The following is a 22,977-nucleotide window of genomic DNA, read 5'->3' on the forward strand; positions in this document are numbered from 1 at the left end:
GAAATTAATAGTGCAATCAAACACTTTATGGTTTTCTGGAGGATCGTCCCAATTATCCGTTATCCAAACTACTTGTACAAGACGATAAATATTAAACCCGTCTCCAGTATTTTTTAGTCCAAATTAATCCATTTAAATCCATAACTATTTCTCAATCTTGTTCTAATAAAGAAGCTATAGACATAGTTTTCCCTGAAATATAGCTCAAGTAACAGCACTTATTTTTGCAGATATAATCAAAAGTTTGACAGTTCAGGATTATTCCTTGCTACGATAGTTTAATGCTGGCTTTTGCAAGCTTAAACCTTAAATTTCAATGGTAAGTGATGGTAACACTGCAATTACAACAATTAAGTGTGCCGCCGGGACATAGAGTAATATTCCACGATGTTAGCTGGCAAGAATTTGAGGCAATTTTAGAAGAACTTGGCAACCATCGAGCCACTCGATTGGCTTATAGCTACGGAACTTTGGAGATGAGAATGCCATTACCGAAGCATGAAAAAGCCAAAGTAATCATTGGAGATTTGGTAAAAATTCTGCTGGAAGAGTTAGAAATTGATTGTGAGACATTTGGCTCAACCACTTTCAAACGTGAAGATATGGCTGTTGGTGTAGAGCCTGATGATTCTTTCTACATTCAAAATCATACTCGGATGATTGGGAAAGAACGAATAGACTTAAAAGTTGACCCACCACCTGACCTTGCAATTGAAGTTGATGTTACTTCCAAAACCCAATTAGATGCTTATGAAGCGCTAGGAGTTCCTGAACTTTGGCGATATGAAAATGGGAAACTACAAATTAATATTCTTCAGTATGGCAAATATATTGAGTCTGAAATTAGTCATAATTTTCCAAAATTGCTTATTTTTGAAGCAATTCCCAGTTTTGTCGAACAGAGCTGAACTTTAGGTAGAAGTCCAACACTTAGAGCATTTAGGCAATGGGTAAGAGAGGAAATTCAAAATAATTCGTAATTCGTAATTCGTAATTCGTAATTAGACCAAAAATATTTACTCATAGATACCCGACTTCTTAAAAAAAGTCGGGTATCTTGTCTCTCACGAATGATCAATCAATTATCCAAAATCATCGCTTGCTGTCCTTGAGCCGAAGTTGCATAACCTAAAAATGCTTGAACTCCAGGACTAGCAGGATTTTTATAGACATAATATAACTGCCGTTGGTAGGGATAACCACTTGCATCTGGCGTTAACCCGTCAATTGGAACAAATCGCACTGTTTGCTGATTAGCAACCTGTGCAAAAGTAGCATAGCCGATGCCATCAGTTCCTAAAGCTTGGAGTAGGGGAGTTGTGGCATCTCGTTGCAACGTTGTGATGTTTGGTGCTGCGCCAAAATTAGCTCCTTTTAGCACTATTTCCTGAAATGCTTGATGAGTTCCACTAACTGCTGGTCGATTAATAACTCGGATAGTTCCATTGTTACCACCTACGGCTGACCAGTTGTTAATTTTGCCCTGAAAAATATCTGCGGCTTGGGCGCTGGTTAATCCTTGATTGAAAGGATTTGCTTTGCCAACCACAAGAGCGATCGCATCTGTTGTCACAGATACCGCCACTAATCCCTGACTCTGTTCTTGTGCAGTCAAGGGTCGAGATACCGCTGCAATATCCGTTTTACCTGCTAACAAATCCGCGATACCATTTTGAGAACCATTGGCACTAGTAATAACATTTGCACCCGGAAATTGCCTCTCAAAAGTTCTTTTGAGATTTTGGTTAATTGTCACCATGCTAGTAGAACCGTCTATTCTTACAGTAGTACCACTAGGTACTGAATCTGGGCCTGGGGAAAAATTAGTAACTGGTATTACAGGTGCTGATTCCCGGTTGGAAAAGAACCAGTAGCCACCACCGATTAAAGCGAAAAAAATCAGGATAAAAACAATTGGAGGAGGAGCGTTTTTTTGACTCATAACTTTTTACTCTGGTACTTTTTCAATACTTGATTCAGCTAACATCTGCAAACGACGAGATACTTCGTCATCTACAGTCATACGTTCTATTTCTGCTTGGAGTTTTTCAGTTGGGTTTTCAGATATTTCAGCTAAAGCGCCTGTTTTTAAATTCCGCCGCTCAACTGCACTTTTAGCTTTTTCAAAGTCACTTTTAGCCGAACCAATGTCAAATTCATTATTGACTTTGGTAATCATTGCTAGTGCTTCGTTCACCTCTGACATATCTTTCATATTTTGCATGTCAGCTTTGTAGGCTTCTAGCTTCATGCGCTCTCGATTTAGCTTGTCTTTGGAAGCATTTACAGCCGATTCGGCTTGCTTGACTAACTCCTCCAACTTCGGCAAGATTTGCTCTGTCTGAATTGCTTTGGTCATTGCCATCCGTGCTGCTTCTGGATTACCACTGCGCTGAGCAATATTTGCTTGCTGTTCTAAAGTCCTTAATTCTTTGACTTTTGTCTCATATTTGTTTTTGGCTGTTTTGTAAGAACCTTCTTGCATAGCAACAGCTTCAGCCAGCTTTTGGACGGATTCTTGCATTGATTGAAGTGATTCTTCAGCTACGGCAACAGCTACTTTACCACCAGATTCTATCGGCATTCCCCATAGCCAATTCCAAGTACCGACTATGGTTCGTCCGGCTTTTTCACCCATTAACCAGTACATAACTTTTTTCATATAACACACCTATTTCACTAAGATTGCTTTGAATCAGATACAGCAAGTTTTATGATTGCGACTCTTATTAGATTTACATCCAGTATTTTTATTTTTATGAAATGACTGAGGATGAATGGCACTAAAATAAAAGTGAATTTTTAGACTTAATGGAGCGCGATCGCTCTTTTCCCAAAGAACCAGGACTTACTACACACAGGTAACGGAAAATCAAACCGCAGAGGACGCAGAGAACACAGAGAAATAGGAGTTTAAGAGAGTTGTTGCCTAAGTTATTGGTTTCCGATTGCTCTTAGTCTTATTAGATTCACATCCAATATTTCTATCTTTATGAAATGACTCAGTATAAAGGGCAATAAAATAAACCCAAATCCTTGATAGAAAAGGCTTTTGGGTTTTAGCCTAACGTCGTGCCATGCTATCTATGAATTTTCTCTGGCAAGAGTAATAAAAACTTTTTGATATTTGTAACATCCACAAGTAATAACTGAATTAAAAATCAGGTAAACTCAAGCAGCAAAAGCTTTTTTGTCTTTCGGGTAAGTAGTTAATACCCACTCAAGCAGCTTGGGAGAAAAATCGTTGTGGATGAACAACTTAAAAAACTAATTGATGAGGTATGCTGCTACCCAGACCCCAGTCCAGCGAGGCAGAAAGCATTAAACAGACTGCTTGTGCTTATTCAACAACTCCCTGGTATTTATAAATCTGGGCACCAAGACTATTTAGAAGCGTTAAATCTAACTTGGGAATGGGTGAGCCGGAAGATTTGTGCATTTGAAGCGCGATCACGAAGTGACTCCGAAGGAGTATCGCCTTCTCTGCAACAAAGCCTAGTAATCTGGATTAATGGCTTTCTCAAGTGGCGGATTAAAGATTTATACATCTCAGACAGTAATTATACTATTAGTTTAGACAGACTTACCCGTAACGATGAGGGCGACGAAACAAGCCTGCTGAATATCTTGCCAGACCGTCACTCACAAAGTATTACCTTAGATTTACTGGATATCAAAATTGCCCAAATTCAGGAAAATCAGCGTCAGTGCCTTGGAAAACGCATCTGGCAATACATTGAGCAAGATGAAGAAGGTAAATTAACAGCTAGTCATCTGCGAAAAAAACCAGAATGCCATTGTCAGTTATTGGCAATGCGCTTACTTGTGGAAAATCCACCTCATAAAATCTCTGATATTGCTAGAGATTTAAATATAAGCAATCAAACTCTTTACTCTCACTGGAAGAAAAATTGTCTTCCCCTGTTAAGAGAAATTGGGATTAATTTCGGATACGACCAATGAGTAGCACACAATCACATGTTTTAAGCGTCCCTCTCCCTCCAAATGCCCATCGTTGGGCTGAGGAATTTGCCGCCCAGCAAGATAACCCCCAAAAGGGAAAACAAGTTTATCTTAATACCCTAGCCGTTTATGCCGTTCACAGTTATCTCAAATGGCTAAACATTCAAACAGCCCTAAATCAAGGCGATAGCTGGCATCGCGGTTTAAGGGCGATTTTTGATGTTGCTGACTTAGTGTTGCCTGGTGTTGGCAAACTTGAATGTCGTCCGGTGTTACCGGGTGAGGTTGCCATCGTCTTACCTCCGACGATGACACAGGATCGCATTGGTTATGTAGCAGTTCAGTTTAATCAGCAGTTAGATTATGTAGAATTACTGGGATTTACCCCAGCAGTGACGATGACTGAATCACCACAAATACTGGAAATAGGACAATTACAATCTTTTGATGCTCTTTTCGAGATTATACATAGGCGTTCGCTATTGGTAAATCTGCGTCAATGGGTGACGGGAATCTTCCAAGCAGATTGGCAACCCCCAGAGTTAGTGTTTGCTAACAATTTCAGAAGCAGTACTACAATGACTCGCCCTTCCACAAATTCCATCAGTCGGGCAAAAGTGATTAACTTAGGCAGACAAGTGCTGTTGTTAGTGCAGTTAACTCCCACCGACAGTGAAGTTTTCGACATTCGCCTGCGGGTTTATCCGGGTGATGATGCTATTCATCTACCAGCTTCTTTACAACTGATAGTCCTTGATACAGATGGAAACACTGGCATGGAAGTGCAAGCAAGAAGCTCAGATGATTGGATGCAACTAGAGTTTAGCTGCCAACACGAGGAAAAATTCAGTGTCAAGATAGTGTTAGGGGAAACAAGTCTGATGGAAGAGTTTGTTGTTTAAAACAAACAAAAGGAGACAACAATGGCGATCGTCAAGTTGAAATTCAGACGCAATTCACCAGATGGATTTCTGGTGATTCTGACGGTGAAGAACTTGGATGAAGAAACAGAAGGGTTTCTACCTCCGTTACCAGCAAATTTAGAATCATCCTTTAATGAATGGCAGTCAGCCTATCGCCAAATCGAGGCTGTGCGTTCTTGTGCTACGTTCCGTCTCACACCCAAAAGTGCCACAATTCATTCCCACGCGGAACAGACTGCCGCAGTCAAAGACCAGCTAAATCAATGGCTGAATACTTCCGATTACAAGTGGCGACCAATTCGGGATAGACTAATTGCGATCGCTCAGCAATTGCATCAGTCAAATGAAGAAATTCGCGTCATCATCGATGCCAAAGATATCGACTTACGCCGCCTTCCTTGGCAAGAATGGAATTTATTTGAAGAACACTATCCCAACGCCGAAATTGCTCTCAGTGCGCCCAAAAATAAAAATAAACAGAGCGATAAACTAGTTCCTCAAAGCCAACATATCAGAATTTTAGTTGCTGTTGGTAGGAGCGATGGTATTAATACAAAAGATGACTTAAAACTAATTCAGGATTTAGAAAAAGATGGAGTGGAAGTACTCTGTTTAATGCAGCCTAGCCGCAAAGATTTGTGTGAAGCGCTTTGGGATGACCAAGGTTATCATATTTTTGTGTTTACAGGGCACAGTGGAAGTCAAGAAGATGGACAGATAGGTTGGATTGAACTCAATGACAAAGATAGGTTGAGTATTGAAGATTTTAAGGAGGCTTTAAAGCAAGCTATTGATAAAGGATTACAGTTAGCAATTTTTAATTCCTGCGATGGTCTGGGATTAGCTAACGAACTTGCACAACTACATTTGCCTCAAGTTATTGTCATGCGGGAACCAGTACCTGACCCCGTAGCAATAGACTTTTTAAGGTACTTTTTCAAAGAATTTACCCATAATCATAAATCACTATTTACTTCTGTTAAAAAAGCACGGAAACGCCTAGAACATTTTAAGTCAGATTACCCTGGTGCAATTTGGTTGCCAACAATTTGTATCCAAGCCAATATTGAACCATTGACTTGGGAAGAATTGCGCGGAATTTCTCCGCCAAAGCCGATTAAAATCGAGCCAGAGAATTCAAATCATAAACTCAAAAAAAACATTAAGCCGTGGTTATTAATTGGTTTGGTTGGTGTGGTTGTTAGCGGTGGTGTATTATATTCTTTGATTAGCAAAAAACACGACTCCGATTTTAGTTCCATCACTGCTCCCGAAGGAACATGGTTTTATGGTGGTAGTACATCTTGGGCATCAATTCGCAAATATATAGATCCTGAAATCAAAAAAGCCCATCCGAAATTTGAATTACGTTATACCGATCCAATTAAGGGTACACCAGGTTCTGGTATGGGAATTCGGATGTTGTTGGAAGGACAATTGACCTTTTCTCAATCGTCCCGCCCGATCGCAGAAAGAGAGTATCAACAATCTCAACAACGGGGATTGCTAAAACAAATTCCAGTGGGTTTGGAAGGATTAGCGATCGCTGTTCACCCCAATCTGCAAATTCCAGGGTTAACTCTAACACAAATCAAAGATATTTATACAGGTAAAATAACTAACTGGAAACAAGTCGGCGGTCCCGATCTAAAAATTACTGCCTACTCACGTCACTTTGAAGACGGAGGCACTGTCGAGTTTTTAGTTGACAATATTCTCGGTGAAGAAAAACTCGGAAGTAACGTAGTATACGTTTACAATACAACAGATGGTCTGAGAAAATTAGCAAGCGATCGCAGCGGTATTTACTATGCTTCGGCACCAGAAGTTGTTCCCCAATGTACGGTTAAGTCATTGCCAATCGCCAAAGAAGGCAACAATTTTGTAGCTCCTTACATAGAACCTTTGATTAAAGGCGATCAATGTCTAAATCAGCGCAACAAGTTAAACATCGATGCTTTCAAAACAGGTGAGTATCCAATTACACGTCAGATGTTTGTCATAGTTAAGCAAGATAATGGCAATTTAGAACAACAAGCGGGCGAAGCATACGCCAAAATGCTACTAACAAATCAAGGACAAAAACTGATGAATGAAGCTGGATTTGTGCGTATCCGTTGAGTAAGGAGACAGCAATGGCGGTGGTCAACTTAAAACTCAGACGCACCTCAGAAAAGGGATTTTTAGTGATTCTGAGGGCAAAGAATTTGGATGAAGAAACAGAAGGGTTTCTGCCTCCATTATTACCAGAATTAGAATTATCTTTCAATCAATGGCAGACAGCTTATCGTCAAATTGAGGCTGTGCGGTCTTGTGTTGCTCCTGCACCGGGGTTACGTCTGACACCTAAAAGTGTCACCATTCATTCTCATGCAGAACACACAGGAGCAGTCAAAGATTACCTGAATCAATGGCTCAACTCTGGGGATAGCAAGTGGCGACCAATTCGGGATAGATTAATTGCGATCGCTCAACAATTGCATCAATCAAATGATGAAATTCGTGTAATAATTGATGCCATAGATATTGATTTACGCCGCCTTCCTTGGCAAGCATGGAACTTATTTGAAGAACATTATCCCCAAACCGAAATTGCCCTGAGTACCCCCAAAAGCGCAAATCAACAGAGCAATAAACTAGTTCCCAAAAGTACAAAAGTTAGAATATTAGTTGCTGTCGGTAGAAGTGACGGCATTAATACAAAAGATGACTTAAAGGTAATTCAAGATTTAGAGAAACATGGGGTAGAAGTAGTCTGTTTAATTCAGCCTAGCCGCAAGGAATTGTGTGAAGCGCTTTGGGATGAAAAAGGCTACCATATTTTCGTCTTTACGGGACACAGTGGCAGTCAAGAAGATGGACAAATAGGTTGGATTGAACTGAACAATAAAGAGAGTTTGACTATTGAGGAGTTTAAGGAAGCTTTCAAGCAAGCTATTCATAAAGGATTGCAATTAGGAATTTTTAATTCCTGCGATGGTTTGGGATTAGCTAACCAAATTGCCCAACTACATTTACCTCAAATTATTATCATGCGGGAACCCGTCCCAGACCCCGTAGCTGTAGAGTTTTTAAAGTACTTTTTTCAAGAGTTTTCCCGTAACAACTCCCTGTTTACTTCTGTGCAAAAAGCACGTAAACGCCTAGAACATTTTAAGTCTGATTACCCAGGTGCAATTTGGTTGCCAACAATTTGTATTGAACCAAATTTTGAGCCGTTGAATTGGCAGGGATTGTGTGGAGTTTCCCCCCGAATATTGCCTCCTGTAAAGCCAGATAATTCAATTCATCAACCTCAGAAAAATATTAAGCCGTGGTTGTTAACTGGCTTAATTAGTGTAGCGATCGGTAGTGCTGCATATATTGGTTGGAATATATTCTTACCATCGCCTCCTACGGGAACATTTCGGGATGGTGGTAGTACATCATACGCACCAATTAGAGCATTAGTTAATGAGAAGATTAAAAAAAAGTGGCCTCAATTTAAATTGATATACTGGAAGCATCCTAGTCTGCCACAAAATTCGGGAACAGGAATCAAGATGTTACTAGAAGGTCAAATATCTTTTGCTGAGTCTTCAAGATTTGTAAATGATGACGAGTCTGAACGTGCGACTACGAAAAGAATAAAGTTGAAGCAGGTTGCTGTAGCAATGGATGCAATTGCGATCGTTGTTAATCGTGATTTAAATATTCCTGGTTTGAGCATAGATCAACTTAAAGATATCTATACACATAAAATCACTAACTGGAAAGAAGTTGGTGGCCCTGATATTCAAATTACACCATACTTCCATTCTGGAAACGGTGGTTCAACTGCATTTTTAAAAGATAGTATTTTAGGACATAATCAATTAGATTTACCTGTTACCTTTGTTAGTATTACTCCAACCGAAATTCTAAACCTGGTCAAAAAATCTCCTGGAGGTATTTATTATGCTTCTGCTCCTCAAGTGATTAATCAATGTAGTGTCAAAACTATACCAATTATTCTCAAGAATAAGACAAAAGTTGCTCCAGATAAACCAGGAAAAATGCCAGGTAAAAATTGTCCTTGGGAACATAATAAAATCAATATTGAAGCTATAAAAAACAATACCTATCCACTATCACGTTACTTGTTCATAATTATTAAACAAGATGGTCAAGAGGATGAAAAAGCTGGAGAATTTTTAGCCAATTATCTATTGACGGCTGAAGGGCAAGATTTAGTTCAGCAAGCTGGGTTTGTTCGGGTACGCTAATTTAGTAGTAAGGGAGTACCAAAAAATAGGCGTTGGTGAATCGCGGTATGAATCCAGATGTAAAGACGTTGCATTGCAACGTCTCTACAAGGATTTTGATATCATGCACAATCGTTTTCATACATGAAATCAGCAACGCCAAAAAATAAATTATTATCAGGGTTTTTGTGAAACGGTATTAGTTTCATAAAAGTCTCTGGGAATTATGTGATTAAGTATATCCGTCTTAACCACACAGAAAAACTCATGAGCTTTATAGTCTCTCTTTTAACTAACCTGATTGCAATTCTCGTTTATGTAAACACAGGTAGGATATCTGGCGAAAGGTCACGTTTAGCAATACGGGGAATTACGATATTGATTGGTAGTATTGCACTGCTAACTTCTATTTCTAGGCTTTTGGTGATTGTCCCACCAGGCAATATTGGTGTCGTCAACTTGTTTGGTGAGGTTTCTGAAACTACTCTTAACCCTGGTGTCCACCTGCTTAACCCTTTTAGCAAGGTGCTGAATTTTTCCACTCGCCTTAAGGATATAAAGGAAAACGTAGATGCAACATCCCAAGAAGGTTTGAGCCTAAATCTTGATGTCAGCCTTCAGTACAAGCTCGATCCCCAGAAGGCGGCTACAGTATATAAAACAATTGGAACTGACGAAACACAACTGGTGATTTCCCGATTCCGCTCTACTGTTCGTGCCATCACGGCAAACTACCCAGCCAGTGCTATTTACTCTACCAAACGCCAAGAAATCGCCCAAAAAATTGACCAACAACTCACTCAGGAGATACCTGCTTTGGGTTTCATTGTTGAGGAAGCTCTTTTACGAAACGTTAAAATGCCTGATACTTTACAAGCTGCAATTCAAAACAAACTCAAAACAGAGCAAGAAAATCAGCAGATGAAATTTGTCTTAGAAAAAGAGCGTCAAGAGGCAGAACGAAAGCGTATTGAAGCGCGAGGTATAGCTGATTCCCAAAAAATTATCTCTGGTGGACTTAGCAACCAAGTGCTGCAATTACGGGCAATTGAAGCCACAGAAAAGTTAGCTCAATCTAATAATTCTAAAATTGTAATTATCGGTTCTGAAAAAGGTGGAGTGCCTATTATGATCCAGTCAGAACCAGGAATCTCAAAGCCGTAAAATTTATTTTGTGTTGAACTGTTAATTTTTTTAATGTAATCCTTGCTGTTGCAATAATTCATTCGCCCAAATTGCATCAGCTTCAAAAAAAGGCGGAACTGGTTCACAAGTGTAGTCTACAGCCAAATCAAATCCGGCGCGTTCGTATACTCCGTGTATCAATGCTTGTAAATCTACTAACGGTTCTGTATCACCCCGACCTAGAGGTAACAAAAAAGTTGGAATCTGCTCTTGTAGTCCAAAGGGATATAATTCTGCTTTGGGGCGAGATTCGCTGCGACTTACCAAAATCCGATAATCTGACTTAATTTGATTACCCAAGATTGGCATTGGTTCGCCACCACGCAACAAATCTATTTCAATCAGATGAGTGAAGGTACTTAATATTTGCTGGCGCTTGCTTTCGTATGCCTTTCTTCCTTCTCCAGAACGCTTATTTTTTGGAGATAAAACCTCAATTGTAACCACAACTTCCCCTGTTCCAACTTCCCGCACCTCTAGGTATCCTTCTCGCACCTCTTCTGGTATGGGAAGATTAACAGTTATTGGTTTTGCAGGTGGTGAAGCTACTGCAATATTAAATTTTTCTTTATCTGTGTTTGTTAGAGAACGTCCTATGGTCACATCGGGAATACCAATAAGAATAGAATTTTCATCTATCATTTGGTATACTCTTTTTTCGACTGCCACTCGATATTTCGGTCGTAGTTGAGGAGCAATTGCATCTGCGATCGCAATAACTAACCAACTCTGAACTTCAGCCCACAGTTCAGGATTTTCTAGGTAGGGGTTCATCCCTGGAAACGGTGAAGGCATAAGCTTGACAAAACAAGAGTCTTAATGTATGTCCTAGCAATCTGCTTTGTACAATTCTTACTATAAAAAGCCAAATTTTCACTTCCAGTATGAACAACACACAAAAATGGTATATTATCAAGCGTTCTGCTGGTTATTGCGAAATAGTCTCCAGCGACCAAATAGGGGAAGACGATCCAGAGATTATAGAACAGTGGGGGCCTTATAGTTCACAAGAAGAAGCGATCGCCCATCGTGTCGGACTAATTAGAACTGGGAAGTGCCAACCAGTTTGAGTGGGGCATTGGGCATTGGGCATTGGGCATTGGTTATTAATTCTTATCCCTCACTCCCTCACTCCCTCATCTCCCTCATCTCCCTCATCTCCCTCATCTCCCTCATCTCCCTCATCTCCCCCATCTCCCCTATGCCCTATGCCCAATGCCCCATACCCCATACCCACAGGAGTATGGTTATTTTTCTGCTGTGGCTGTGCGTTTAGCAGCAAGTTGCTTACCTATCACTTCCACTGCTTTAGCGAATTGGGGGTCTTTTAGGGTAGCGAGTTTGTCACGTTCGTTGAGCCACAAGTCCTGTCGCTGGGCATCAGTTAAATCGACCTTCACATCTGGATCGATGCCATGCTTATTAATATCGCGATCGCTAGGCGTGTGGTATTTTGCAATGGTCACTGCTAAACCTGAACCATCTTCTAGGGGACGTACCGATTGCACCAATCCCTTACCGAAGGTTTGAGTACCCACTAAAACTGCACGCTTGTTGTCCTGCAAAGCTCCTGAGAGTATTTCACTGGCACTGGCTGAACCTTTATCCACTAATACCACCAACGGTTTATTTGTCAGCGCCCGCCCGTTTGCCACCTCTCGTTCTCGCTCACCTTGGCGGTCAATGGTAGAAACGATTGTGCCTTTATTCAACCACATCCGGGCAATTTCTATACTGGAGAACAATAAACCGCCTGGATTACCACGTAAATCGAGGATATATCCAGATACCTTTTTGCTTTCTAAATCTTTTATAGCAGCTTGCATCTCTTTACCAGCATTGGCGCTGAATTGATTCAGGCGAATGTAGCCAAGGTTACCTGCTGGAGTTTGCTTTTGAGAAAATTTAACTGGATGAATTTCAATCCGCGCTCGTTTGATATTAAATTGCTTTGTCTGACCGTTTCGCTGAATCGTTAGGCTGACTTGGGTTCCTGCTTCACCTCGAATCAAAGATACTGCCTGATTCGTATCCATCCCCTTGGTGCTTTTGTCGTCAATTTTGAGGATGACATCTTTGGCTAAAACACCAGCTTTAAAGGCTGGCGTATCTTCAATTGGTGCAATTACAACCAGTTGCTTCGTTTTTTCATCCTGACTGATTGTGATACCAATTCCTGTTAATTCTCCAGAGGTATCCACTTGCATATTCTTGAATTCCTCTGGGTCCATAAATCGGGTGTAGGGATCATCTAGCTTTTTGAGCATTTCCCGAATGGATTTATAAGCTTCCTGCTGATTACTGTAGGACTTGTTCTTCACATACTCGTTACGAACAGCCTGCCAATCTACCTGATTAAAAGTAGCGTCTACGTAATTGCGGTATATATTTTGCCATACTTCATCCACTAATGCCTTCGGACTTGCTTTGAATAAAGCCTGACCTCGTGAGTGAATGCCAAGGCTAGTAACAGCGATCGTGGAGAGTGTTACTGCCGTAGCACCCAAAACAAGCCTATTTTTTGTAATCACCATAATGACAGCTGCGTCAGAGGGAAAATTTATAGTCAGTATGCTCAATCTAACACAGGGTATTACTGTAAAGGTCAAGCATGTATTTCTAATTTCAACAAAATACTTGACAATCAGCCGACCTTGGTCGTCATCTATACAAAAGTTTTAAGAATTGGGGAGTGGGGACTGGGGACTGGGGGCTGGGGACTGGGGACTGCTGAGTTAAGAGTTATTCTCCCTCATCTTCCTCATCTGCCTCATCTTCCTCATCTCCCTCATCTCCCCACACCTCTTACGGCTCTACCCAGCGTTCATCTGCCTTAATTAGATTGATTAATTCCTCTACGCCTTTGTCTTCTGGGACTTTTTTAATTTCTTCTCTGCCACGATATAAAGAAATGTAACCAGGTGTTTTGCCAACATAACCATAGTCGGCATCTGCCATTTCTCCTGGTCCATTGACAATGCAGCCCATAACTGCTATGTCCAGACCAGTTAAGTGTTTAGTGGCTTCCCGGACTTTGTGTAGCACTTCCTCTAAGTTAAACAAAGTTCGTCCACAAGAAGGACAGGCGACATATTCCACCATTGTTTTCCGCAATCCCAAAGCTTGAAGAATGCTGTAGCAAACGGGAATTTCTTTTTCTGGTGCTTCTGTCAGTGAGACACGAATTGTGTCGCCAATACCATCAGCGAGTAATGTCGCAATCCCAGCGGTGGATTTGATTCGTCCATATTCGCCATCACCGGCTTCGGTAACGCCTAAATGTAGCGGATAATCCATACCTAATTCATCCATGCGCTTGGCCATGAGGCGATAGGCGGCTACCATCACTGGTACTCGTGAAGCTTTCATGGAAATTACCAAGTTGCGGAAGTCCAAAGATTCACAGATGCGGATGAATTCTATGGCTGATTCCACCATTCCTTCAGGGGTGTCACCGTAGGTAAATAGCATTCTCTCAGCGAGGGAACCGTGATTTACCCCAATTCGCATCGATTTATCTTGATCGCGCAAAGAAACTACTAGAGGTTCTAGGGTTTCGCGGATTTTATCACCAATTTCGTCAAATTCGGCTTTAGTATATTCGCTTCTATTAAAGTTTGGCTTTTCAAACACATACAACCCCGGATTAATCCGCACCTTCTCTATGTGCTTGGAGACTTCCAGAGCGATTTTCATGCCATTGTGATGGACATCAGCCACAACTGGCACGTCTTGGTAAGTTTTAATTAATTTTTGTTTAATTTCTGCTAAAGCTTTGGCATGAGCCATACTTGGCACTGTGACACGGACAATTTCGCAGCCAATTTCGTGGAGACGACGAATAGCAGCCACGGAACCATCAATATCAAGAGTATCTTCATTAATCATCGACTGCACCACAACGGGGTAGCCACCCCCAATGGTGACATTTCCCACCTTTACAGGACGGGTTTGACGCCGCTTGATAGTTGTATCAAAGGTAGGTTGAGTTGATGTAGTATTTGCAGTATCCAGTGTGGGCAGAGTTTGCATAACCTGTAATGGCAAATTTGCTGTAGCTAAAATATCAGATTTGATAAGTCTCTGTTTCCCACATTGCCATAGTAGGGGCATTTTTGGGTAATGGAATTACAAAAAAGAAAATAAAGAAACAAAGGCTCGCCTCTTATGGTGCGATCGCCTTAAATTCTCTTAACCAATCACAGAGTATGCATTAGAGCGAAAAACTGTGAGGTTGATGGTGTAGAGGGGACAACAGAAGGCGATCGCCAGCTAAATTAGACTTATCACCAAATGCTTGAACTCCCATGCTAGAAAAAACATCTACATTCCAAAAAGTCATAGAAGCGGTAGAAGCACTAGATCCAGAATCTCAGGCTATTCTTGTGGATATTATCCAAAAACGCCTTAAACAACAGCGACGGGATGATTTATTAAAAGAAATCGCGCAAGCAGAGAGTGATTACGCTCAAGGTAATGTCCGTCGTGGTTCAGTTGCAGATTTGATGGCGGAGTTGGATGAGTGAAAAATTTAGTTTGGAGTCCGACTTTTGTTCGTGCTTTTAAGCGTGTAGTTAAGAAAAATCCTGAATTACGTTCTCAAATTGAGCAACTATTACAACAAATCGCTGAAGATCCTTTTCAACCCAGTTTACGTAGTCACAAGCTAAAAGGTGATTCATCCGGTAGATACTCATCTTCAATTGATTATCACAATCGGATTTTATTTAAATTTGTTACAAATCCTGAATCAGCAGAGGAAGAAATTTTGTTGCTAACCTTAGGTTCTCATGATGATGTGTACTAGGGTAAGGAACTTCCAAAAAATAAATTATGCCAAATTATTTGTACATTTTTCGGGTAGCACAGCTGTGCTACCCTACGAACGCGAGTGCGTCCCGCAGGGATGGGATGTTTTTTTCATTGCAAGTCCCTAACATTAGACTTAGAAAAATTGGGGATTGAGATTATTGATGTTATTACAGAATAAATCCAACTGTAATTATGAATACCCAAACAACACCCCAACTACCAATTCCCTCGCACTATGACCCTGATAAAGTCGGCGAAGTCTGGCGCGTACCTTACCAAGAACTTGCAGCGGCAGCCGAAACCTGGGCAAAACAACACAATATTCAACCTGCATCTTCAGATAAAACCCGCATTTGCCTACTATTAATTGATGTCCAAAATACCTTTTGCATTCCTGGATTTGAATTATTTGTAGGTGGAAAATCCGCTACTGCGGCAGTGGATGATAATCGACGATTGTCTGAATTTATCTATCGCAACTTAGGACTAATCACAAAAATTGTCCCCACCTTAGATACTCACACAGCAACGCAAATTTTTCATCCCATCTTTTGGGTGAACGCCGCCGGAGAACATCCCACTCCGGCAGCTACTAATATTACTCCTGGAGATATCGAACAAGGCATCTGGAAAGTTAACCCAGCAGTTGCTGATAGTGTTACTAATGGCAATTACGAATTATTAGAAAAACATGCTTACCATTACGTTAAGCAACTCAGTCAAGACGGTAAATATCCCCTCACAGTTTGGCCTTATCATTCAATGCTGGGTGGCATTGGTCATGCTTTAGTTTCATCAGTAGAAGAAGCAATCTTTTTTCACGGTATTGCTCGTCAAAATCAAACCCAATTTGAAATTAAAGGCGAAAATCCTTTAACAGAAAACTATTCTATTTTACGCCCAGAAGTTTTAGAAGATTTTGAAAACCGTCCACTTGCTCAAAAGAACACGCAGTTAATTAAGCAACTTTTAGAATTTGATGCTGTAATTATTGGTGGTCAAGCTAAAAGTCATTGTGTCGCCTGGACAATTGACGATTTATTAACAGAAATTAAGCAGGTAGATGCCACCCTTGCTCAAAAAATCTATTTGCTAGAAGATTGCACTTCCCCTGTTGTTGTTCCTGGTGTTGTGGACTACACAGAACAAGCAGATGCAGCGTTTACAAGATTTGTAGAGGCAGGAATGCACGTCGTGAAATCTACTGAAATTGGGGATTGGCCGTAGTGAAGAAGACGCGGGGACGCGAGGATGAGGGGACACGGGAGATAACCAATGCCCAATGCCCCACTTCCTCATTTCTTCAAATAACCCCTGGGATCTTGGGCTACCCAACCTAGAGATGAACTAGAACGCACTTCAAAATGGAGATGGGGTTGACTGGCGCTTGGTGTTCCACTGGTGCCTACGGTTCCTAGTAAATCCCCTTTTTTTACTTGCTGACCAACACTGACTTTGATACTGTCAAGTTGGGCGTAGCGGCTTTGGAGTCCGCCACTGTGGTTAATGATGACCAGTTTGCCATAACTACCTTGCTCATTGGCAAAGGCTACGGTTCCAGGTGCGATCGCTAGCACATCTGTACCAACTGGTGCTAACAAATCAACGCCGCTATGGAAGAAAACTTGACCTGTACTAGGATTAATTTGCCAGCCATAAGCTAATGCCACAGTTACCACTTCTGGCAAGGGATATCCAGACAGAGACGCACGGTTTTGCGTACCTGTATTAGTAGTCACAGGGGACTTAGTGACAACACCATCGGGTGACCAATTTACCCCCGGAACAAACACTATTCTGGGGTCTTGTTGGCAACCATTCACCTCAAAAAGGCTATCAGCACGAACCTTGTATTTTGCCGCCACTTGCCGCCAAGTTTGGCCACGAGGCACTTCGACTACAATCCCATTGTAGGGAGGAATTTGCAGTACACTGCCAACGGTGGCGTAGGTGGAACCCGCCGCAGGCATCGCCCCGTTGTTCTGCAAAGCTGGATTCATCCCGATAATAGTTGTAGGAATGAGATTATAGCGCTGCGCTATGCTCTCCAAAGTTTCGCCACGAACTACTTTATGGCGTTGGAAGCGAGATAGGGCTGGAGTTGGGCAACCACCTACAGCAGCACTGGCGCTGTTCAAGTTTGGCAGTATGGATACTAAGCCCAAGGCGCTAACTAAGCTACAGAGAAATAGTTGACGAAAAGGTAAAGTCATGTATACAAGTCAAGAGCGCATTAACTTTAGATTTTAGATGGAGATTTTAGGGATTGGGGACTGGGGACTGGGGAATAGGGAATGGGGCGTGGGAAAGAGGAAAGGCTTGTTGCAATTTGTCTCCTTCATCTCCCCCAGTCCCCAATTCCCAGTCCCCAATTCCCAGTCCCCAATCCCCACTCCCCACTCCCCACTCCCCAATTCCTCCTAAATTGATCTGTCCACTTGCCGTTAGCTTGACTACACTTAGAAATTAGCAACTGCATTGCTGTCCTTGAGCAGAATGATTATGAAGTTATCTTTAAAGCAACTGGCCGTTTATCTGTTTTTACTGGTGATCGGCGGTGGTGCAGGTTTGTTTGGCAGTCGTTATCTGCTGCCACAAAGTCGCTCGTTCCAACAGTTAAAAAATGTAACGATGGCTTTGCCTCCAGAATCAGTGGTTCCGAGTTCTCCTAATGGAGCGATCGGGATTCCTGGGGGCGATAATGTAAATTTTATTGCAACGGCAGTGCAGAAAGTTGGCCCCGCTGTGGTGCGAATTAATGCCACCCGCAAAGTAGCCAATCCCATTTCTGATGCTTTGAAAAATCCCCTCTTGCGGCGATTCTTTGGAGAAGATGAGCAACCAATTCCCCAAGAACGCATTGAACGCGGTACAGGATCGGGATTTATTTTGAGCGAAGATGGACAATTACTTACCAACGCTCATGTAGTAGCCGATACAGATACGGTACTAGTTACCCTCAAGGATGGTCGGACTTTAGAGGGTAAGGTGGTGGGAGTTGATTCGATGACTGATGTGGCGGTAGTGAAAATCAAAGCGAATCATCTACCGACGGTGAAGCTGGGAAATTCCCAAAACTTGATACCAGGACAGTGGGCGATCGCTATTGGCAATCCTCTGGGTTTAGATAACACTGTCACCATTGGCATCATCAGCGCTACAGACCGCACTAGCGCTCAAGTTGGTGTCCCAGATAAGCGAGTTACTTTCATCCAAACTGATGCTGCAATTAACCCCGGCAATTCCGGCGGCCCTTTGTTAAACGCTCAAGGCGAAGTGATTGGTATTAACACTGCCATCCGCGCTGATGCTCAAGGACTCGGCTTTGCCATTCCCATTGAAACCGCCGCCCGCATTGCCAATGAACTTTTTACCAAAGGGCGTGTAGAACATCCCTTCTTGGGTATTGACATGGCAGACCTTTCTCCTAGCAGAAAGCAGCAGATTAATCAAGAAAATCAGCTGAATATTCAGCAGGAAGTGGGGGTTGTGATTAAAGGAGTAACAGAGGACTCTCCAGCCAAGCGGGGAGGACTTCTTCCTGGAGACGTGATTCAAAAAGTCAACGGTCAGCCAGTCAAAACCTCAGCCCAAGTACAGAAGCTGGTAGAGTCCAGCAAAGTCGGGGATATTTTAGCGATGGAAGTCAACCGCAGCGGTAAAATTCAAACCTTCAAAGTGCAATCAGGAACTTACCCCAAAAAATAGTTAGGAGTACAGACGCGATTAATCGCGTCTGTACAAGAGTGAGGAGTGAGGAGTTAGGAGTTAGAAGTTAAAAATTTCCCGCAACTCCTAACTCATAACTGATAATTCTCAACTCTCAACTCATCACTCATAACTTTTGTTCTAACTGCATCCTTTGTTCCATCTGACGCAGAAAATAACCCGTCATCATGGCCGATGCGAGAAGCCCAGCTAGGTTCTCCCGATCTGTTGTAATTTGTACATTGAAATTTTCTGCCGGGAGCATTCCTACTAGCCCTTGGACATTTTGCGAGATGATTTGTTTAATTTCAGGGCTGACAGACTGGGCGACCCGGGCTAGAACATCAGGAGACTGATGTTGTAGATATTTGAGTAATTGATTGGGGTATTCTTCAGAATGATCCGAAAGAAGTTGATTAGGGTGTTCCTCAGAGTTGTCATTCAAAAAGTCAGGATTAAACACCATTGGCAGTTTTATTTAGCTTAATTGCTAACTCTACTCTAAACCATAGTACAAGGGTAGCGCATTCACCACGGGTATAAGTCATAAAGGGGAGTGGGGAGTGGGGAGTGGGCATTGGGCATTGGGCATTGGGCATTGGGCATTGGGCATTAGTTATTTCTCCCCCTGCCTCCCCTGCCTCCCCTGCTCACTCATCTCCCTCATTTTCCCCATGCCCCATACCCCATTCCCTATTCCCTACTCCCCACTCCCTTCAGTTCTAGTTCTAGTTCTAATTGTTCTTCCTTCTGGTTGGTGGCAAGTATTTGCGGAAGTTCTTCGATTTGGAAATATTGATGAAATTTCGGGGTTACTTGCAGCGAGTAGGAGCGAGAATCGCTGTCTCGCCGCTTGCGAACGAAACCAAGTTCAACGAGTTCCGGAACGTGCTGATATACTCCTGAACCCCGCAAGTTAATTAAGTCGCTCTGGAGTATGGGATTATTGAGAGCGATCGCTGCCAAAGTTCGCAATGCACCTACACCCAATTCTACTGGTATCATTGTTTGCACTAAATCATGAAAATCAGACCTAAGTTGCAAACTGTAACCATCTGGGGTTTCTACTACTTCTAGGGCGCTATCTCGGTGGGCATAGTTGTCCATTAGTTCAATGATGCCTTCCTTAACAGTGGCGCGATCGCAAGCGGCATACTCGGCGATTTCGCCGAGCGACAAGGGTTTACCCTTTAAATAGAGAATTGCTTCTATCTTAGTCGCTGTGGCTGTAATCATTTAGTGGTTAGTCATTGGTCAAACAATTTTGGATTTTAGATTTTGGATTTTGGATTGACAACTAATAATCAATAAGTCTCTGGGATTATATCCTAAAATGTCAAAAATGTTTTGATAATTTCAAAATTGGGGATTGGGGACTGGGGATTGGGGATTGGGGATTGGTTATCAATTCTCATCCCTCACTCCCTCATCTCCCTCATCTCCCTCATCTCCCTCATCTCCCCAGTCCCCTCAAAGACCTCTGCTCGTAAGGATAAATTCTGCGATCGCTAAATCTTGTGGGGTGGTAACTTTTAAATTTGTCTCTTCCCCTTCGACAATTCTGACTTGAATGCCGCATCTTTCAAACAAAGCCGCATCGTCTGTTACTTCCCAGCCTTGACGGACACCTTCAGCATGACACTGCTTCAACAATTTGACATCGAATCCTTGGGGCGTTTGTGCTGCCCACAGTTGTTGTCTGTCGGGTGTACTTTGAATTATTCCTTGTCCATCAACGACTTTGATGGTGTCTTTGACGGGCACCGCAGCAATTAAACCACGACATTGGCCAATGGCTTGGGCACAAGAGTTAAATAAATCTGGCGTGACTAGACACCTGGCTCCGTCGTGAATCAAAACTTGTTCTGCATTGGCTGGTAGGGCTTGTAAGCCGTTGTAAACAGATTCTTGGCGGGTGGAGCCGCCTGGAATCAATTCTACTGGTTTAGTTAGTTTCAAATCGGCGAGAATTGCCTTAAAATCAGGCCAGTCAGTGGGTTGGGAAATAATTCCGATCCAACTGATTTTACTGGCCGCTTGGGCGGCTAATAAAGTCCAAGCAATAATTGGTTGCGATCGCACCTGAAGCAGGAGTTTATTGCGGTTACTCCCCATCCTTTTTCCGATTCCCGCAGCTGGAATTAGTAAATACACAGAATTCCTCAATCTTTAAGCTATATATTTTCCCCTAAAATAGGGAGCGAGTAAGCGTCAATAAATATTATGCGAGTAGTAGCCCTTGTACCTGGCGGAATTGGCGACCAAATTCTCTTCTTTCCGACTCTAGATGACCTGAAGCGCTATTACCCAAACGCTCAGATAGATGTCGTTGTTGAACCCCAAGCAAAGGCGGCCTACCAGGTTAGCAAGTCAGTTCACGAGGTACTGGCTTTTGATTTCAAAGACCGTAACAGTCTGGCAGATTGGGGCAACCTGGTGGGCACAATTCGCGATCGCGAATACGATGTTGTCATTGCTGTTAAGCAAATTTGGTTGCTTGGTCTTTTGCTCTGGTTGACGGGAATTCCCATACGTATTGGCTACAAAGGCAAAGGTTCGGTTTTTCTGACCCACGCTGTGCCATTTAAAGCATCACAGTATGCGGCGGCAGCATATCACGACTTGCTGCAACCATTGGGTATCAATACTCCTGTACCAGAGTTAGCTGTAAATGTGCCAAAACCAGATATTGAGTGGGCACAAAAAGAACAAAAACGCTTAGGAATACATGAAACAGGCTATGTCTTGATTCATCATGGCCGTTCTGAGCAGTTATTTCAAGCTAAAGAACAGGATAAAATTTATCCTGTTCAAAGTTGGCGGCAAATTATCCAAGATTTCCAATACAAGCAGCCGGATCTGCCTGTGGTGGTAATTAAGGGGGCTGAGGATGATCAGTTTGTGCGATCGCTACTGGAGTCTTCTCCAGATATCAAAGTAACTGCCCCAAATGATATTGGCAAGTTAACTGCCATGATTGCCGGGGCAAATTTGATGTTGTCTACTGACAGTGCGGCACTACAACTCAGTGTTGCAGTACAAACTTACACTATTGCCTTGTTTGGCCCCACTGATCCAGCTAAGTCGTTGCCGAAAAACGATAAATTCCTGGCCATTAAATCCCCTACGGGCAAAACGGCAGATATTTCACCAAACGCTGTTTTGGAGAAAATTTGGGGTGGTTGAAGAAGAATACAGAATTCAGAACACAGAATTCAGAATCAATTCAGTGGAGAATTGTAACCGACTACTTACGTAGAACCCGTGCATCTATCATCTGTATCAACTTCAGGTGAAGCCTTAAGATATTGGGTATTCCCAGCCGATGGTTAGGAATACCCAATATTAGTAGGATGCGGCTTTTTGCTCAATCCCCCACTTCAACCATTGCTATAGCAAGGGACTGGGGACTGGGGACTGGGGATTGGGGACTGGGTGAAAAGTCTTTTTGTGTCTGAGTTTTATCATCTGTTGATGTCCTAAGCACCGTAGCTGTTGCTATAAATTCTGAATTCTGACTTCTGAATTCTGAATTCTGACTTCTGACTTCTGCATCTTCTTCAAAATATCTCAAAAAAAGCATCGTCTAATTCATAACCCAGCATTTGAGCCATAGATTTGAGCCGGGATAAGCTGGGAATGCCTTGCTGTTTGAACCAATCACTCAAGATAAAAATTTTGTGCATCAAAAATATCTCTAAAGCTTCAGGATTATACTGAATGCCCTCTTGAGAACTGAACTGGTGTGGTACTAACATGGCGGTATAGCGAGCAAATTCTCCAGTTTTCCAATCTAGTAAAAATGGTAACCAAGGGTATTTAGCATCTAGACGCACAAACCACAGCCGAATCTCTGGAATTTCTGAGAGTTCCCGTGGATCGTCAGGTTCTTTGTCGTAATTGATATCAAAGCTTAGCTGCTGTTCGTGGGATGCGACCCCATCTTCCAGCAGTTGTTCAATCACTACTGACGCAGGCGACAGATCTAAATTGTTAATCAAGTCATTATTGAGTGCGATCGCAATTGTTTTTGACTCAGCAGCCACTTTCTTTATGCTCAACTGTAGGATCGAGAATCCACAGTAGCAGTTTTGAGCCGTTGACGCTACGTTTGCTGTCAGATTGCTAGGCTGCAAGGTCTTGAATAAGGAAACTCCAACAAA

24 protein-coding genes are annotated in these 22,977 nt (G+C 42.3%); 12 read left to right on the forward strand and 12 right to left on the reverse strand.

The annotated features are described in order from the left end of the window. Positions 1 to 326 precede the first annotated feature (326 nt). The gene (locus IQ276_RS18515; protein ID WP_193914740.1) at positions 327 to 908 is read left to right on the forward strand and encodes a Uma2 family endonuclease; all 582 of its coding nucleotides are present in this window, start codon (positions 327 to 329) and stop codon (positions 906 to 908) included. Between the two features lie 170 nt (positions 909 to 1,078). Here IQ276_RS18515 and IQ276_RS18520 read toward each other — a convergent pair whose 3' ends face one another. Together IQ276_RS18520 and IQ276_RS18525 are read right to left on the reverse strand one after the other, a co-directional pair. Continuing rightward, on the reverse strand, positions 1,079 to 1,942 hold the full coding sequence (locus tag IQ276_RS18520) for a phosphate ABC transporter substrate-binding protein (RefSeq protein ID WP_193914741.1): 864 nt from the start codon (positions 1,940 to 1,942) through the stop codon (positions 1,079 to 1,081). A gap of 6 nt (positions 1,943 to 1,948) precedes the next feature. Next, the gene (locus IQ276_RS18525) at positions 1,949 to 2,662 is read right to left on the reverse strand and encodes a PspA/IM30 family protein (RefSeq protein ID WP_193914742.1); all 714 of its coding nucleotides are present in this window, start codon (positions 2,660 to 2,662) and stop codon (positions 1,949 to 1,951) included. Between the two features lie 584 nt (positions 2,663 to 3,246). Between IQ276_RS18525 and IQ276_RS18530 the strand changes: the two genes are divergently transcribed. The 5 genes from IQ276_RS18530 (at position 3,247) to IQ276_RS18550 (ending at position 10,273) form a co-directional block, all read left to right on the forward strand. Further along, the gene (locus IQ276_RS18530; protein WP_193914743.1) at positions 3,247 to 3,963 is read left to right on the forward strand and encodes a TetR/AcrR family transcriptional regulator; all 717 of its coding nucleotides are present in this window, start codon (positions 3,247 to 3,249) and stop codon (positions 3,961 to 3,963) included. Beyond that, positions 3,960 to 4,865: a DUF1822 family protein gene (locus tag IQ276_RS18535; protein ID WP_221705608.1), complete on the forward strand. Its 906-nt coding sequence runs from the start codon at positions 3,960 to 3,962 to the stop codon at positions 4,863 to 4,865. The genes IQ276_RS18530 and IQ276_RS18535 overlap by 4 nt, the downstream gene beginning before the upstream one ends. Before the next feature lie 21 nt (positions 4,866 to 4,886). Beyond that, positions 4,887 to 7,007, forward strand: a complete 2,121-nt coding sequence (locus tag IQ276_RS18540) for a substrate-binding domain-containing protein (RefSeq protein WP_193914745.1) — start codon at positions 4,887 to 4,889, stop codon at positions 7,005 to 7,007. 14 nt (positions 7,008 to 7,021) lie between these two features. Continuing rightward, on the forward strand, positions 7,022 to 9,130 hold the full coding sequence (locus tag IQ276_RS18545; RefSeq protein ID WP_193914746.1) for a substrate-binding domain-containing protein: 2,109 nt from the start codon (positions 7,022 to 7,024) through the stop codon (positions 9,128 to 9,130). Between the two features lie 246 nt (positions 9,131 to 9,376). Then, the gene (locus IQ276_RS18550; protein WP_190876806.1) at positions 9,377 to 10,273 is read left to right on the forward strand and encodes a prohibitin family protein; all 897 of its coding nucleotides are present in this window, start codon (positions 9,377 to 9,379) and stop codon (positions 10,271 to 10,273) included. 30 nt (positions 10,274 to 10,303) lie between these two features. Here the strand turns inward: IQ276_RS18550 and IQ276_RS18555 are convergent, their stop codons facing one another. Then, complete coding sequence (locus IQ276_RS18555; RefSeq protein WP_193914747.1) at positions 10,304 to 11,089, reverse strand: DUF4058 family protein; 786 nt, start codon at positions 11,087 to 11,089, stop codon at positions 10,304 to 10,306. An 89-nt stretch (positions 11,090 to 11,178) separates the two neighbouring features. On the opposite strand from IQ276_RS18555, the gene IQ276_RS18560 reads away from it, so the two are divergent. Beyond that, entirely contained in the window at positions 11,179 to 11,364 is a 186-nt protein-coding gene (locus IQ276_RS18560) for a DDE transposase family protein (protein WP_190876809.1), read from the forward strand. 50 nt (positions 11,365 to 11,414) lie between these two features. On the opposite strand, the gene IQ276_RS18565 is transcribed toward IQ276_RS18560, so the two are convergent. The 3 genes from IQ276_RS18565 to ispG form a co-directional block, all read right to left on the reverse strand. Next, on the reverse strand, positions 11,415 to 11,576 hold the full coding sequence (locus IQ276_RS18565; protein WP_235115773.1) for a hypothetical protein: 162 nt from the start codon (positions 11,574 to 11,576) through the stop codon (positions 11,415 to 11,417). Next, positions 11,542 to 12,828, reverse strand: coding sequence for a carboxyl-terminal processing protease CtpC (ctpC, locus tag IQ276_RS18570; protein WP_193925911.1), 1,287 nt, complete (start codon positions 12,826 to 12,828; stop codon positions 11,542 to 11,544). Before ctpC ends, IQ276_RS18565 begins: the two co-directional genes overlap by 35 nt. 271 nt (positions 12,829 to 13,099) lie before the next feature. After that, entirely contained in the window at positions 13,100 to 14,326 is a 1,227-nt protein-coding gene (ispG, locus tag IQ276_RS18575; RefSeq protein ID WP_193923433.1) for a (E)-4-hydroxy-3-methylbut-2-enyl-diphosphate synthase, read from the reverse strand. A gap of 275 nt (positions 14,327 to 14,601) precedes the next feature. On the opposite strand from ispG, the gene IQ276_RS18580 reads away from it, so the two are divergent. From IQ276_RS18580 to IQ276_RS18590, 3 genes are all read left to right on the forward strand, one after another. Beyond that, complete coding sequence (locus IQ276_RS18580) at positions 14,602 to 14,820, forward strand: hypothetical protein (protein ID WP_190876816.1); 219 nt, start codon at positions 14,602 to 14,604, stop codon at positions 14,818 to 14,820. Then, positions 14,817 to 15,101 (forward strand): type II toxin-antitoxin system RelE/ParE family toxin, encoded by a 285-nt coding sequence (locus tag IQ276_RS18585; RefSeq protein WP_190876818.1) that lies wholly within the window; start codon positions 14,817 to 14,819, stop codon positions 15,099 to 15,101. The genes IQ276_RS18580 and IQ276_RS18585 overlap by 4 nt, the downstream gene beginning before the upstream one ends. A gap of 197 nt (positions 15,102 to 15,298) precedes the next feature. After that, positions 15,299 to 16,333: a cysteine hydrolase family protein gene (locus tag IQ276_RS18590; RefSeq protein WP_193923432.1), complete on the forward strand. Its 1,035-nt coding sequence runs from the start codon at positions 15,299 to 15,301 to the stop codon at positions 16,331 to 16,333. Positions 16,334 to 16,401: 68 nt separating this feature from the next. Here the strand turns inward: IQ276_RS18590 and IQ276_RS18595 are convergent, their stop codons facing one another. Further along, positions 16,402 to 17,319, reverse strand: a complete 918-nt coding sequence (locus IQ276_RS18595; protein WP_193923424.1) for a LysM peptidoglycan-binding domain-containing M23 family metallopeptidase — start codon at positions 17,317 to 17,319, stop codon at positions 16,402 to 16,404. A gap of 289 nt (positions 17,320 to 17,608) precedes the next feature. On the opposite strand from IQ276_RS18595, the gene IQ276_RS18600 reads away from it, so the two are divergent. Further along, on the forward strand, positions 17,609 to 18,814 hold the full coding sequence (locus tag IQ276_RS18600; RefSeq protein WP_235115774.1) for an HhoA/HhoB/HtrA family serine endopeptidase: 1,206 nt from the start codon (positions 17,609 to 17,611) through the stop codon (positions 18,812 to 18,814). A gap of 127 nt (positions 18,815 to 18,941) precedes the next feature. Here IQ276_RS18600 and IQ276_RS18605 read toward each other — a convergent pair whose 3' ends face one another. The 4 genes from IQ276_RS18605 to ispD all read right to left on the reverse strand — a co-directional run bounded on the left by IQ276_RS18605 (position 18,942) and on the right by ispD (position 20,968). Further along, positions 18,942 to 19,280, reverse strand: coding sequence for a DUF760 domain-containing protein (locus tag IQ276_RS18605; protein ID WP_073638899.1), 339 nt, complete (start codon positions 19,278 to 19,280; stop codon positions 18,942 to 18,944). After that, positions 19,270 to 19,413: a hypothetical protein gene (locus IQ276_RS18610; protein WP_235115775.1), complete on the reverse strand. Its 144-nt coding sequence runs from the start codon at positions 19,411 to 19,413 to the stop codon at positions 19,270 to 19,272. Before IQ276_RS18610 ends, IQ276_RS18605 begins: the two co-directional genes overlap by 11 nt. A 94-nt stretch (positions 19,414 to 19,507) precedes the next feature. Continuing rightward, on the reverse strand, positions 19,508 to 20,050 hold the full coding sequence (gene scpB / locus IQ276_RS18615; RefSeq protein ID WP_190876828.1) for an SMC-Scp complex subunit ScpB: 543 nt from the start codon (positions 20,048 to 20,050) through the stop codon (positions 19,508 to 19,510). A gap of 234 nt (positions 20,051 to 20,284) precedes the next feature. After that, a complete protein-coding gene (gene ispD / locus IQ276_RS18620) occupies positions 20,285 to 20,968 on the reverse strand; it encodes a 2-C-methyl-D-erythritol 4-phosphate cytidylyltransferase (protein WP_193925618.1) in 684 nt (227 codons plus the stop codon). 69 nt (positions 20,969 to 21,037) lie between these two features. On the opposite strand from ispD, the gene IQ276_RS18625 reads away from it, so the two are divergent. Then, positions 21,038 to 22,000, forward strand: coding sequence for a glycosyltransferase family 9 protein (locus tag IQ276_RS18625; protein WP_193925620.1), 963 nt, complete (start codon positions 21,038 to 21,040; stop codon positions 21,998 to 22,000). Positions 22,001 to 22,374: 374 nt separating this feature from the next. Here IQ276_RS18625 and IQ276_RS18630 read toward each other — a convergent pair whose 3' ends face one another. Further along, positions 22,375 to 22,860, reverse strand: a complete 486-nt coding sequence (locus IQ276_RS18630) for a CRR6 family NdhI maturation factor (protein WP_193922374.1) — start codon at positions 22,858 to 22,860, stop codon at positions 22,375 to 22,377. Positions 22,861 to 22,977: the final 117 nt, after the last annotated feature.

It is taken from the genome of Desmonostoc muscorum LEGE 12446 (assembly GCF_015207005.2).
In the GTDB taxonomy this organism is placed as follows: Bacteria; Cyanobacteriota; Cyanobacteriia; order Cyanobacteriales; family Nostocaceae; genus Nostoc; species Nostoc muscorum.